The organism is Streptomyces sp. NBC_00286, from assembly GCF_036173125.1.
In the GTDB taxonomy this organism is placed as follows: domain Bacteria; phylum Actinomycetota; class Actinomycetes; order Streptomycetales; family Streptomycetaceae; genus Streptomyces.
The window spans coordinates 7,583,829-7,597,278 of the sequence record NZ_CP108054.1 but is presented as its reverse complement, the minus strand read 5'-3'; the positions used below and the strand labels follow the sequence as shown (position 1 = coordinate 7,597,278).

General features: G+C 69.0%; 11 protein-coding genes. 4 read left to right on the top strand and 7 right to left on the bottom strand.

From position 1 onward, the window contains the following. Positions 1–51: 51 nt before the first annotated feature. A complete protein-coding gene (locus tag OHT21_RS34320) occupies positions 52–744 on the top strand; it encodes an ABC transporter ATP-binding protein (protein WP_328772143.1) in 693 nt (230 codons plus the stop codon). Beyond that, the gene (locus OHT21_RS34315; RefSeq protein WP_328772142.1) at positions 741–3,029 is read left to right on the top strand and encodes an FtsX-like permease family protein; all 2,289 of its coding nucleotides are present in this window, start codon (positions 741–743) and stop codon (positions 3,027–3,029) included. Before OHT21_RS34320 ends, OHT21_RS34315 begins: the two co-directional genes overlap by 4 nt. A 211-nt stretch (positions 3,030–3,240) precedes the next feature. Here OHT21_RS34315 and OHT21_RS34310 read toward each other — a convergent pair whose 3' ends face one another. After that, complete coding sequence (locus tag OHT21_RS34310) at positions 3,241–4,320, bottom strand: CU044_5270 family protein (RefSeq protein ID WP_328772141.1); 1,080 nt, start codon at positions 4,318–4,320, stop codon at positions 3,241–3,243. Then, positions 4,317–4,997, bottom strand: coding sequence for an RNA polymerase sigma factor (locus OHT21_RS34305; RefSeq protein ID WP_328772140.1), 681 nt, complete (start codon positions 4,995–4,997; stop codon positions 4,317–4,319). The genes OHT21_RS34310 and OHT21_RS34305 overlap by 4 nt, the downstream gene beginning before the upstream one ends. Positions 4,998–5,240: 243 nt before the next feature. Here OHT21_RS34305 and OHT21_RS34300 point away from each other — a divergent pair, with 243 nt between their 5' ends. Beyond that, positions 5,241–6,293, top strand: a complete 1,053-nt coding sequence (locus tag OHT21_RS34300; RefSeq protein WP_328772139.1) for a hypothetical protein — start codon at positions 5,241–5,243, stop codon at positions 6,291–6,293. A gap of 155 nt (positions 6,294–6,448) precedes the next feature. Here OHT21_RS34300 and OHT21_RS34295 read toward each other — a convergent pair whose 3' ends face one another. Continuing rightward, a complete protein-coding gene (locus OHT21_RS34295; protein WP_328772138.1) occupies positions 6,449–6,826 on the bottom strand; it encodes a winged helix-turn-helix transcriptional regulator in 378 nt (125 codons plus the stop codon). A 140-nt stretch (positions 6,827–6,966) separates the two neighbouring features. Between OHT21_RS34295 and OHT21_RS34290 the strand changes: the two genes are divergently transcribed. Continuing rightward, complete coding sequence (locus OHT21_RS34290; RefSeq protein ID WP_328772137.1) at positions 6,967–7,845, top strand: NAD(P)-dependent oxidoreductase; 879 nt, start codon at positions 6,967–6,969, stop codon at positions 7,843–7,845. 27 nt (positions 7,846–7,872) lie between these two features. Here the strand turns inward: OHT21_RS34290 and OHT21_RS34285 are convergent, their stop codons facing one another. The 4 genes from OHT21_RS34285 to OHT21_RS34270 all read right to left on the bottom strand — a co-directional run bounded on the left by OHT21_RS34285 (position 7,873) and on the right by OHT21_RS34270 (position 13,380). Then, on the bottom strand, positions 7,873–9,357 hold the full coding sequence (locus OHT21_RS34285) for an AAA family ATPase (RefSeq protein WP_328772136.1): 1,485 nt from the start codon (positions 9,355–9,357) through the stop codon (positions 7,873–7,875). Positions 9,358–9,526: 169 nt separating this feature from the next. Beyond that, on the bottom strand, positions 9,527–11,221 hold the full coding sequence (locus tag OHT21_RS34280) for a glycoside hydrolase family 13 protein (RefSeq protein ID WP_328772135.1): 1,695 nt from the start codon (positions 11,219–11,221) through the stop codon (positions 9,527–9,529). A 232-nt stretch (positions 11,222–11,453) separates the two neighbouring features. Beyond that, a complete protein-coding gene (locus OHT21_RS34275; protein WP_328772134.1) occupies positions 11,454–12,362 on the bottom strand; it encodes a sugar ABC transporter permease in 909 nt (302 codons plus the stop codon). Between the two features lie 13 nt (positions 12,363–12,375). Then, positions 12,376–13,380: a carbohydrate ABC transporter permease gene (locus OHT21_RS34270; RefSeq protein ID WP_328772133.1), complete on the bottom strand. Its 1,005-nt coding sequence runs from the start codon at positions 13,378–13,380 to the stop codon at positions 12,376–12,378. Between the last annotated feature and the right edge of the window lie 70 nt (positions 13,381–13,450).

Here is a 13,450-nt window from a genome sequence, read left to right as displayed (position 1 = left end):
CACATCGGCAAGTCTCGGGCCCAGGTTGACCACCTGGGCCCGGTCGCTTCTTTGGGGGAAGCCATCAGTACGTCAAAAGTCCTTTCGGCCAAGGGAGTTGACCTCTCCTACGGCAAGCAGCCGGCTGTCCGTGACGCTCACCTCTCGATCGCCCGGGGGGAGGTCGCCGTCATCACCGGGCAGAGCGGTTCGGGCAAGTCCTCGCTGCTGTACTGCCTTGCGGGCGTGCTGCCTCCGGCGCGCGGGCAGGTTCGGTTCGAAGGGCAGGTGCTCGGTGGCCTCACCGACGAAGAGATCAGTGCGCTGCGCCGGGAACGGTTCGGTTTTGTCTTCCAGTACGGCGAGTTGCTGCCCGAGCTGACCATCGAGGAGAACACCGCTCTGCCGCTGCGCCTGGCGGGACAGCGCAAGCGGCCCGCGCTGGCGGCCGCCGGTGAGGTGCTCGACCGGCTCGGAATCGGTGAACTGCGCGAGCGCCGCCCCTCGCAGGTGTCGGGCGGACAGAGCCAGCGCGTCGCCGTCGCCCGGGCCCTGGTCCACCGCCCGGCCGTCGTCTTCGCCGACGAGCCGACCGGGTCCCTGGACAGCGCCAACTCCTCTGCCGTACTGAAGGAGTTCCTCGACCTGGCGCGCTCGCAGGGCACCGCCGTCATCCTGGTCACCCATGATCCCGCCGTCGCCGCGCAGGCCGACACCCACTACACGATGTCCGACGGCGTGCTCACGTCTCGGGGGGCGGCGTGAGGGAGTTCCTGCTCGGCCTGCGCCTGTTGTTCGGCGCCGGCCGCGGCAACCGCATACGTTTCTTCCTCATGGCGGTCGGCGGCTCCCTCGGAGTCTGCTGCCTCGCCCTCGTCCTCACCATTCCTCAGATCCTCGACGCACACGACGGCCGGGCCGCCGCACGACAGCCGGAGACCGCATCCGCGCAGCCCGCGGGTGCCACGCTGGTCCTCCAGCGCACCGACCCGTACGGGTCCAAGGGCTTCACTCGGGTGTTCATCGCCAAGGGGACCGAGAACACCAAGGACGCGGACAAGATCCCGCCGGGGCTGAAGGAACTCCCGGACCCTGGCGAGGTGTTGGTCTCCCCTCGGGTACACGACCTGCTGCGTGACCAGCCCGCGGTCAAGGCACTCATGCCGGGCCGAGAGGCGGGTCTGATCGGCGCCGCAGGGCTCGCCCATCCCGACGAACTGTTCGCTTACGTCGGCACCACTCGCGACAAGATCGCCGACGAGGGCCGCGCCCTGGAGAGCTTCGGATACAGCTACGCCCCCGTCCCGGCCATCGAGCCCTCCACACTCACCTACGTCCGCTTCGCCATGGGATCACTCGTCCTGCTCCCCCTCGGCATCTTCCTCTCCGTCTGCGCCCGACTCTCCGCCGCCAGCCGGAACCGCCGCCTCGCCTCCCTGCGTCTGCTGGGCCTGAGCACCAAGGGCACCCAGCGGGTCAACGCCGCCGAGACCGTCGTAGCCGCGCTGCTTGGCGCGATCATCGGCCTCGGTGAGTACTGGGTTCTCAACCAGGTGATGACCCGGACCGGACTGCCCAGCCTGAGGTGGTACCCGGACGATGGCGCGCCGTCCGCTATCACCATCGCCATCTGCCTGATCGGCTGCCCGCTTCTCGCCTGGTTCGTCGGCCGGGCCAGCGCACGCGATGCCGCCGCCAATCCACTGGCGGTACGCCGCACCGCCGCACCCAAGCGCCCCACCAAGTGGGGTGGCCTGTTGCTGGTGACCGGCCTCGGAATCGTCGTCGGCTACTGCGCCACCGGCTTCACCGATCGCCCCGCAAACAGCATTGGCCTGAACGCACTCGTGATGCCGGCAGGCATTCTGCTGACGGGGCTGGGGCTCGTGCTGACGCTGCCCCTGATCTCGTACGCCCTCGCCCGCCGACTGGCGCGAACCACACAATCCCTCACCCTGAATCTGGCGATGCGGCGCAACGAGGTCGAGCCCGGCAGCACCATGCGCGTCGTCACCGGCCTCGTGCTGCTCGTCTTCTCCGCCTCCCTCGCCCAGGGCGTGCTCATCCAACTGGACCAGGTCACCCGGCCGTCCGCTCCCGTCCAGGACTACTCCTTCCAACTGTCCTCGCTCACCGTGCGAGAGCAGCAGGAACTCGCCGAGGTACCAGGGGTACGCGCGCACGCAGTGACGATGGACTCCTGGACCGACCCCGAAGGCTCCGCTGACCAGCCTTGGGCCAGCGCCGTCGTCGCCACCTGTGGTCAACTGGCCAAACTGGTACAGCACTCCGACGGCTGCGTGGACGGCAAGGTGATGCGGCTCAGCGACCCGGACGCGGGCACCGGTCAGGGCGCGCGCCCCGGTGACTCCCTCATGTTCCGCATACCGGAAGGCGGCCAGGGCAAGACCCTGAGCATCACGCTTCCGCAAGACAAGATCGCCTACAGCGGGTACGACCCGTCGGGAGTCGGTGGAGCGGAGGTGCTGATCCCGCCGTCGGCGCTGCCTGCCACGGCCCGCCCGGAGAGGGCGCAGTACGTCCTCACCGGCAGCTCTGACCACGACGAGGTCCGCAAGGTCCTCGACGGTATCGCCGCCGTCATCCCGACCGCCGAAGTCAACCCCGTCGGCGTGAACGTCGACGGCCTCGAGCAGATCGCCGTCCTCGAAACCCTGCTCGCCGTCGGCATGATCATGGGCCTGGTCATCGGTACGGCGGCCTTCGTCGTCTCGGCGACCGACCGGGCGGTGGAGCGGCGCCCGCAGGTCACCGCCGTCACGCTGATCGGCGCGCGGGCGCGGACGATGCGGGCCGCGCAGTGCGTGCAGGTCGTACTGCCGCTGAGCATCGGCCTCGCCCTGGCGCTTGTGACGGGCAAGCTCGCCGAGGCGTGCTATCTGATCACCGGAGGCAGCGAGATCTACTGGGACTTCGCCGGACTCCCGGTACTCGCGCTCGCGGCAGCGGGAGTGGCGGCCGTGTCCGCCCTCGGAACCCTGCCGCTCGTTGGCCGACGCATCGACCCGGAACTGATCCGCCGCGACTGATCGCGCGCATTCGTCCGCACTCGCCCGACTGCGGTCACCGGCCCGACTTGCTCGGCCAGGCTTGCTCTGCCTCGAGCAAGCCTGGCCTGCGATGCTAGGTGCGGGACCGTCACGCGGTCCGGACCGGGACCTCGGAGCCGTGCATGGCATCCGGTTTCCGGGCGCCGGGGACGCGGTCGCGTTGCGACCGCGTCCGGCCGGGCCGCAGGCATTACTTCGTGGTGGAGCCGGGGCGTTGGCGGTATTCGTCGACGACGGCTCGCTTCAGGATGGCGGTCTCCTGCAGGACCGTGCCCTTCTTGCCCGTCCGGGTGTCCTTCGTCAGGTAGCTGCGTTCGCCGAGGTAGGTGAGGGTGTCACGGTCGAAGATCCACTCGGTGGCCCACGACACCCGCTTGTCGACGCGGATGATGCCGACCCCGTGCCGGCCCGCCGGATCCACCGCGTCCTCGACCCGCTCGACCCCGGGGATCTTCGCCGCGGCACCGTACAGCGCGGCGGCGGTCCGCGGAGGCATGACCGACGCGTTCAGCAGTTCGCCGATCTCGTCGAAGACGGCCTGTGCCTTCTCCTCGCCCTTCACCGGCTTCGCCAGGCGGTAGAGCTCCTCGAGCAGTTCGTCCGGATCGGTGGGCAGGGACGCCAGCCACTTGTACGTGGGGCGGCCGACACCCGCCGGGGTGCCGGGCGAACCCGGCGGCAGCAACTCCCTGAGCGGGACGTAGTCACCGTTCTCGTAGAACTCGGCCAGTTTCTTCACCGGGCCCGGCTCCTGTGACAGCCACGCCTCCCGCTCGCTCAGTCGCCCCGGCTCGCACGGGCCGTCCTCCTGGCACTCCGCTCCGGCTTCCAGACTCCTGACGTAGACCAGCTGGTCGTCGCGTACGGGCGTGACTTCCGACTTCGCGGCGACCTCGGCGATGCGGTCGAGCAGGACCACGGCGCTGTCGCCGCCGGGCTTTTCGACGCCGTTGCCGGAATCCGCCCTGGTGACGAGGCCTACGGTCAACGCCCCGGCCAGCGCCAGGGCCGCGGCGGGCATCCACAGTGCCGGGCGCGACAGCCGGAGACGAGGCTGCTTCGTCTGCGGGTCTTCTCCGGAGGCCTGGCCGGAGGTCGTACGGCTCTGGTCGTCATCGATGAGCTGCATCAAGCGGTCCTTGTGGTGGGAGTGGCGACCAGGAGGTACGTCCCGTTCGGGTGGGGGCGGGAGCAGCCGGGTCAGCTCCTCGCGCTCCTCGCCCTCACGCTCGGCCCGGATGGGGCTCGGCCCGGAACCGGCGGCGTTCATCGGGGTCCCTCCTGAATCTCCTGGAACGGAATGGCCGCCAACGCGGCCTCACTTGGTAGCTCTCCGCGACGGCGCAGCGGTTCCGTATTGTTTGCGAGAATTTCCTTGTTTGCTCGAGTTTCCGGCTTTTCTTCCCGTAGCTGATGATCGGTCAGTTTCCACAGCCTCGCCCGCGCTCTGGACAGCCGTGACCGCACGGTTCCCACGGGGACGCCCAGGGCCTCGGCCGCCTGCGCGTAGTCCAGGCCTGTCCATACGCATAGCGCCAGCACCTCCCGCTCCCCGCGCCGCAAACGGTCGTAAACCTCCCGTACGGCGGCCAGCCGGCGGGCGTCGTCGAGGCGGCCGGCGGTCTCGTCGGCGAAGTCCGCCACCAAGTCCGGTGCGGGGCGGCGGGCCAGGAAGGCCAGACGGCGGCCGAGGCCGCGGTTGGCGTTGCGGGACTTGTTCGTCGCCATGCCCAGCAGCCAGGGCTTCACCGTGCCGCCTTCCGGCTCCAGTTGCTCCCGGGTGCGCCAGGCGTCGAGGAAGGTGTCGGCCATCACCTCCTCGGCGGTCGACCAGTCGCCGGTCAACCGGAAGGCATGGTTGTAGACGGTGCGCGCGTACTCCTCGTAGATCTCCGCGAAGGCCTCGCGGTCACCCGCCCGTATCCGCGCGCGCAAGCGGTCACTCATGTCCTATGCACCTCATACACCTCACACCCGTGACTCTCCGCCGGGTGCGGGTGGTTCCGGTGACCTGCGCCACAGCCACTCAGGGCTGCCCGTGCACCTTCGGCCCGGTGGCTCACCCGGACCAGCGCCTCGAACCGGAACCGCGCACGGCACCTGAGCGACTTCAAGAGTGACCTTCAACTGTGTACTTCGAGAGTGCACTTCAACGGTGCATCGGACGGACTGAAACATGGGGGCGCGCAGGTGAGTGAGACCGTGTACGCGGAGCAGTCCTGGAATCCGCTGGCCAGGACGGTCGAGCTGACCGAGGGCGGGCTGAAGGTGGGGAGCAGGACGACTCCGCCGGCCGAGTTGCACATGGTGGCCATGGCGGATGCGTATCTGCGGGGGCAGTGGCTCGGCGGCGGTGGCTCCGAGCGGCCGTTCGCGCATTTCCCCTCCGGCACCGGGATCGTGCCGGTCACGCGTATCACCGGGTCCACGAAGCCGGTGAAGGCGCGCCGGGCGGCCGAATTCGCCCAGTTTCTTGGGGATATGGCGGTACGTCATGCCGGTGGCCCGGCGGCGGTCAGCGCGCTCGCCGACCGGGCGCGGGCGGAGGGTGTGCCCCTGTGGATGGCACGGCGTTTCGCCGACGGTCCGGGCGGGCCGGTCACGGTGGCCGTGGACCGGCGGTCCGTGCGCGTCGACGTCTGGTCGCCGTCGGCCCCCGTCGTACGGATCCGGGCCCCGCACGGAGTGTCGGCCGACCGCAGGGACACCAGCCGGGGGCTGCTGCTGACGGTGGGCGAGGCGCCCGCCATGCTGGCCGCGACCTCCGCCGTGCGGAAGTCGAAGCGTTCCGTGGTCGTCGAACTCCCGCAGCGCCGCTGGGAGTTGACGCGCGAGAACGCGCGGACCTCCCGCCTGACCTGCAACGGCCGTCTCGTAGCCCTCCTCACCCGCCCCCTGCCGGGCGCGGCCATGCCGGGCGCGGCCATGCCGGGCACGGCGCTTCTCCCCCTCGCGGACGTACGGCACGACAGCCCCGAACCGCTGGATGCCGTCATGGCCCACACCTTCGCGGTCGCCTTCGGCCTCGGCGACGCGACGGGCACGGTCCGCTTCCGCGCCCGCCGGACCGCGTCCGCGGATGAGCCCGTCTGGGACCAGCCCTGGTTCACCAACCTGGGCTCCGGCAGCGACGACAACGGCTCCGGCGGCGGGGCCGGAGACGGCTGGGACGCGGGCAGCGGAGGCGGCGACGGTGGCGGTGGGGGCGGCGACGGTGGTGGCGGCGGAGGCGGCGGGGACTGACGTCGCGGGCCCACGGCGGACAGCGCCGAGGCTCAGGCGACGCGGCGAGGGGCTGGGGCTGGTGCGGGAAATTGTGACACTTGCACGGGCAAGTGTCACAATTTCCCCCGACAGTCATGCCCCCCGAGGCACGCCGCCCAAGCACGCCGTCGTTCCTATCGCCGAACTGTCGCGTCGTCATCGACCGCGACCTTGTCCGCCCCGATCCGCTGTATGCGTTCGGTGCCCCAACTCCCCAGTGGGGCCAGGGCGGCGTTGAGGGAGATGCCGTGCTCGGTCAGGGAGTACTCGACCTTCGGTGGCACCTCTCGGTACACCTCACGATGGACGAGCCCGTCTTCTTCCATCTCCCGCAGATGCTGAACCAGCATCTTCTCGCTGACGCCCGGCAGTCCGCGGCGCAGTTCGGCGAACCGGCGGGTTCCGTGGTGGTGCAGCTCCCAGAGGATCAGTGACTTCCACTTGCCGGCGACCACGTCCATCGCCGCGTCGATACCGCAGAAGTAGGGACCTCGTCGTGCCGGCGCTGCCATCCCGCTCCTCCCCAGAGGCACTTACCAAATGGTGAGTACCTGACTAATTAGTCCGTACTGGTCAACTCTAGCGGCGGCGGAGAGGATCGAGCCGAAGAGTCGAGAGCCGAAGAGCCGCAGACCACGAGGGGAACCGCGAAGTGACAGCGAACAACAACGACGTTCAGGTGAGCGTTCTCGGGCTGGGCGCGATGGGGACCACCCTCGCAGAGGCGCTGGTGAAGGCCGGGTACACGACAACGGTCTGGAACCGCTCACCCGGCAAAACGGAAGGCCTCGTCGCGCTGGGAGCCAGGGCCGCCGCCACGTCCGGCGACGCGGTCCGTGCCGGCGGGCTGGTGATCGTATGTCTGCTGGACCACGTCTCGGTCCATGAAGTACTCGATCCGCTCTCCGACGATCTGGCCGGGCGAACCCTGATCAACGTCACCACGACATCCCCGGCCCAGTCCCGGGAGTTGGCCGCCTGGGCAGCCCGTACCGGAGTCGCGTATTTGGACGGCGGCATCATGGCCGTACCGCAGATGATCGGCCGGCCGGGGGCATCCGTCCTCTACAGCGGGTCGGCCGAGGTGTTCCATCAGCACAAGCCGCTGCTCGAACTCTGGGGAACCAGTACCTACTTCGGTGAGGATGCCGGGCTGGCGTCCCTGTACGACCTCGCCCTGCTCTCGGGCATGTACGTCATGTTCGCCGGATTCATGCACGGCGCGGCGATGGTCGCACCGGCCGGTGTGACGGTGGGCGAGTTCGCCACCATGGCGGCGCCCTGGCTGACCGCCATGACCGGCGGCTTCCAGGAATTCGCCGAGGTCATCGACGGCGGGGACTACACCGTCGACGGGCAACAGAGCCTCAGGTTCTCCGACCTCGGCGACATCCTGACCGCCAGTTCCGAACAGGGCATCAGCACCGAGGTGGTGGCCACGGTCCAGCGCCTCATCCAACGCCAGATCGACGCGGGCCACGGAGAGGAAGGCTTCGCCCGGATCTTCGAGAGCTTCCGCCAACCCGGCTGACAGGCCGTGCCCCCACCTCATGACGGTTCATTCGCCGTTGTAGAGCCTGTCCAGACCCACGAGTTGGATGGTGGGGTCTTGTTCGGCGGCTTGATGGAGGTCCCCGGTAAAGCCTGCGCCGCTGAAGCAGATGAGGCGGGTCTGCTCCGCCGATGTGGCGCCGCGGGCGTGGAGGAGTTCGCGGATGTGCTGGAGGCGTTCCAGGTGGCCGATGCCCATGGTGTCGTTCCATTTGGCTTCGCCGATGGCGAGCAGGGCTTCGCGGTCGGAGGCGTCGTCGTCCCCGTGGCCGAAGACGGCGACATCGACTTCGTGGCTGGTTCTGGCGGAGGGGTCGTTGACGGTGCCGGCCGCCACGCGCGTGGGGTGGCCGCCGTACGTTTCGGGGGCTGCGTGCCAGCGGGCCCATTCACGGCAGAGGGTCTCGAAGTGAGGGCCGAGGACCTTGCTGCGGAAGGTGGCCTGGGCGCGCCGCCAGACGGTGGGGGCGCGGCCAGGACGTTCGAGGTCGCCCCAGTTGGGGCGCATGACGGCGTGGTAGAAGGTCACGAGCGGTTCGGCGATGCGGTAGGCGGAGCGGTTGCGGCGGAAGGCGTCGGGTTCGTGGCGGATGAGGCCGACGTCCTCGAGCACGGTCAGCGGGTGGGCGAGGTCGGTGGCTTTGCGGCCGAGGTAGTCGGCGATGCCGCCGCGTGCGGCGTTTCCTGAGGCGATGGCTGCCAGTACGGAGTGGTAGAGCGCGGTGTCGTGAAGTTCGGGCTCTTCGGCGAGGAGGTAGCGGGCTTCGCGGAAAAGTGGGCGGCCGGGGTTGAGGACGGCGCGGATGACCCAGTCGTCGAAGTCATCGGGGCCGACGGGGGTGTCGCCCTGGGTGAATTCACGGCGGTAGGCGGGGGTGCCGCCGACAATGGCGTGCGTGAGGGCGGCGGTTCGGGGATCGGTGATGTCCCAGAACTGGGCGGCCATGCGGTAGTCGAGGGTGGGAACGACGAGTTCGAGACCGGCACGACCGCGCAAGGGTGCGTTGCCGGACAGCAGCCTGCTCATGAAGGACAGGGCGGAGCCACACAGAAGGAGACGGACCGGGGTGTTGTCATGGCGGGCGGCGGGGTCCAGGGCCCGCTGGATGATCGACGGCAAGGCCGGAGAGGCCTTGGCCAGGAAGGGGAACTCGTCGATCACGGCGATCGTGGGGCCGTCGGTGGCAATGCGCAGGAGTCGAGTGATGGCCTCGTCCCAGTGGGCGAAGCGAAAGGGGCCAGGCTCGCCGCAGTAGACACCCAGGGCTTCGCCGAACTGTCGGAGCGCGTCGGCCTCGGTGGTCTCCGTGGCCGTGAACATGAAGCCGCCGGAGGCACGGGTGATCGCGTCGAGAAGGAACGTCTTGCCCTGACGACGCCGCCCCGAGACGACACCCAGCGCGGCCTCGCGACCGGGGTAGGTGGCGAACCGGGTCAGCTCGGTCCACTCAAAGTCCCGGTCGAACATCTCCGCAGGCTTGTCCGGCCTCATCGGAGTGCCCCTCACTACGTATAGGCCAGCTTATTATAGATGCAACTATACATATATCTCGAGCAGTAGCCCGCGACCCCAACGTCAGCAGGGCCCGCCGCCCGGGACCGGGCAGCGGGCCCTGAAGACCGACCGCAGGCTGCGCTAACGGCCCTCGACGAGCGGACCGTCAGCCCGTCGTCCACCAAACCGTCGTATCCCCCGGCACCTTCGCCTCCCCCTCGTCCGTGACCGTCACCTCGTCGCTGGTGAGGAGGACTCGGCCGTACGCCGGTACCGTCACCGCATCACCACCCGTGTTCGCCGTGCAGGTGAACTCCCCGCGGCGGAAGGCGAGTACGCCCTCGGGGGCCTTCAGCCATTCGACGCGGTCGCCGGCGCCGAGGTCGGGCTGCTCACGCCGTACGGCGATCGCCGAGCGGTACAGCTCCAGGGTGGAGCCCTCGGCCCCGGTCTGCGCCTCGATGCTCAGCTCGGCCCACTCGGCGGGCTGCGGCAGCCAGCTGCCGCCGGCGCCGAAGCCGTACGACGATCCTGTACGGGTCCACGGAATCGGCACCCGGCAGCCGTCGCGGAAGCCGTCCTGGCCGGCGCCCCGGAAGTACGCGGGGTCCTGCCGCACCTCGTCCGACAGGTCGACGACGTCGGGCAGGCCCAGCTCCTCGCCCTGGTAGATGTACGCCGATCCGGGCAGCGCCAGCATCAGCAGCGTCGCCGCCCGCGCCCGGCGCAGGCCGAGTTCGCGGTCTCCTGCGGTACGGATCTGAGTGCCGAGGCCGGCCGGGTTGGCGAACCGGGTCGCGTGCCGGGTCACGTCGTGGTTGGACAGCACCCAGGTGGCCGGGGCGCCCACCGGGCGCATCGCGTCGAGGGTGCGGTCGATGCACGCCCGCAGCTCGGCCGCGTCCCAATAGGTGCTCAGGTACTGGAAGTTGAAGGCCTGGTGCAGTTCGTCGGAGCGTACGTAGTTGGCGGTGCGCTCGATGGTCGGGGTCCACGCCTCGGCGACGAAGATACGGGCGCCCGCGTATTCGTCGAGCACCGTGCGCCACTGCCGGTAGATGGCGTGCACGCCGTCCTGGTCGAAGAACGGCATGACATCGTTGCCCAGCAGCTTCACCTGCTCGCGCGTGCCCAGGTCCGGCAGCCCCTCGGCCTTCACCAGTCCATGGGCGACGTCGATACGGAAGCCGTCGACGCCCATGTCCAGCCAGAACCGCAGGATCGAGCGGAACTCGTCGCCGACGGCCGGGTGGTCCCAGTTGAAGTCGGGCTGCTCGGGCGCGAAGAGGTGCAGGTACCACTCGCCGGGCGTACCGTCCGGCTCGGTCACCCGCGTCCAGGCGGGCCCGCCGAAGATGGACTCCCAGTCGTTCGGCGGGAGTTCACCGTTCGCGCCCTTGCCGGGACGGAAGTGGTAGCGGTCCCGCAGCGCGGAACCCGGCCCCTCGGCGAGCGCCCGCTTGAACCACTCGTGCTGGTCGGAGGAGTGATTGGGCACCAGGTCGACGATGATCCGCAGGCCCAGCTCATGGGCGTCGCGGATCAGCGCGTCCGCGTCGAGCAGGTTGCCGAACATGGGGTCGACGGCCCGGTAGTCCGCGACGTCGTAGCCGGCGTCGGCCTGCGGCGAGGCGTAGAAGGGGCTGAGCCACACGGCGTCCACGCCGAGGTCTCGCAGATACGGCAGTCGGGAACGTACGCCCTCCAGGTCGCCCATGCCGTCGCCGTTGCTGTCGGCGAAGCTGCGCGGATAGACCTGGTAGATCACCGCGTCCCGCCACCAGTCACGGTGTCTGGCGACGGTGGCGAGAACCGACGTCGAAGCGGGGGCCGGGACCGGGTCGGTGGAGTGCTGGCTCATGGCGTCCTTGGTACGTAACGGGGTTGAGATCATGGGGTGTGTGGGCAGTAGGTGAGGAGGCGACCGCCTCGGGCTTCCGTGGCAGCGCCCCCTTAGGGGCAGCGCCCCTTTTAGGGGCGCGGGGCTGTGTTCAATTTGCGGCTCCGCCGCGCGGGCGCGACCAGCCACGACGGCGCCGCAGCCAAACGACGGCTTGTCGCGGCACCCCCAGCGGCAGCGGAGGCGCGGAGTGTCACCCCTTCGTGCCGCCCGCGGTGAGCCCAGTCACCAAGTTCTTCTGCACAAGGTAGAAGAACGCGGAGACCGGCACCGCGATCAGCACAGCCGTCGCGGCCATGTAATGCCGCTGAGCGTCATGCTCGCTGATGAAGCTCTGCAACCCGACCGCGAACGTGTACTTCGTGTCGGACAGCATGAACGTCGAGGCGAACGCGACCTCGCCGAACGCGGTGATGAAGCTGTAGAACGCGGCGACCGCCAGGCCCGGTTTGGCCAGTGGCAGGATCAGCCGCGCGAACGTGCCGAAGGGGGTCAGCCCGTCGACGCGCCCGGCCTCGTCGATCTCGAACGGGATCGTGTCGAAGTACCCCTTGAGCAGCCAGGCGCAGTACGGCACGGCCGTCGAGCAATAGACGAGGACCAGGCCAAGGTAACTGTCGATGAGCTGGAGTTCCGACAGAATCTGGTACATGGGCACGATCAGTACGGCGATCGGGAACATCTGGGTCACCAGCAGCACCCACATGAACTTCTTGTAGCCCGGGAAGCGCATCCGCGAGACCGCGTAACCGGTCGTCGAGGCGACCAGTACGCCGATGAGTGTCGCGCCGAGCGAGACGATCAGCGTGCTCGTCAGCCAGTCGAAGAACTTCGTCTCCTGGAGCACGAAGACGTAGTTGTCGAAGGTCATCTTCCCGAAGATGCGCTCGGGGTGGAGGTAGTCGTCCTTGTCCGGGCCGAGGGACAGGAAGACCAGCCAGGCAATCGGGAACAGCGCGATCAGGCTCGTGACGATCAGGATGCCGTGGGAGGCGAGGGTGGCGCCGAGGCCCTGCTCGCCGCGCCGGCGGACCTTGCGCGGCCGGACCGCGTCCGGGTCCTGATCCGCGGCGGACGTGGTCGGAAGCGTCGTAGTGCTCATGGGGACTCCTGCCTCAGATCGCGAGCTGCGGATCATTGCGGTTCAGCCAGCGGCGGTAGACGGAGGTGAAGACAATCAGGATGGAGAGGAGCAGGATGCCGTACGCCGCCGACTGCGCGTAGTCGCGTGGCTGCTGGCCGAAGCCCAGGTAGTACGCCCAGGTCACGAGGATGTCGACGTCGGGGGCGGTGTTGCCGAACAGCAGGAAGATGATGGCGAACTGGTTGAAGGTCCAGATGACGCCGAGGAGTACGACGGTGGAGCTGACGGACCGCAGGCCCGGCAGCGTGACGTACCGGAACCGCTGCCAGGCGGTCGCGCCGTCCATCTCGGCGGCCTCGTACAACGTCGAGTCGATCGACTGCAGTCCGCCGAGCAGCGAGACCATCATGAACGGCACCCCGCACCAGGTGTTGACCATGATCGCGGCGAACCGCTGCCAGAAGGTGTCCTCCAGCCACAGCGGCGTCGGCAGGTGGAGCGCGTCTAGGGCCGAGTTGATGACGCCGCTGTCGGCGAGCATGAAGCGCCAGCCGAAGACGGTGACGAAGGTGGGCACGGCCCACGGCAGGACCAGGATGAGCCGGTAGAAGGTGCGCCCGCGCAGCTTCTGGTTGAGGAGGAGCGCGAGGCCGAGGCCGATGGAGTAGTGCAGGGCGACGCAGGCGGCCGTCCAGGAGACCGTCCAGATGAAGTGCGACCAGAAGCGGTCGTACGCGGTCTCGCCCCACAGGAGGTCGGCGTAGTTGTCGAGGCCGATGAACTTGTACGTGGCCGCGATCTCGTTGACGCCGATCGTGCGGGCCGTGTTGAGGCTGTTGGCGTCGGTGAGCGAGAGGTAGAGGCCGTACCCCAGGGGGTAGAGCACGAGGACGCCGAGCACGACGACCACGGGCATGATCATGGCGTACGCGTACCAGTACTTCTGGTAGCTGTGCCTGAAGCGCCTCAGTGGCCCGGGGCGCGGCGCACGCTCACCGCGGCGCTTGCCGGTCGCGCGGTCGATGGCGACTGTCATGTTTCGACACCTTCGGGAGATCAGGGGCAGGGCACGCAGGCCGGTGGCCGTCGGGTCCCTCCCCCGAGTT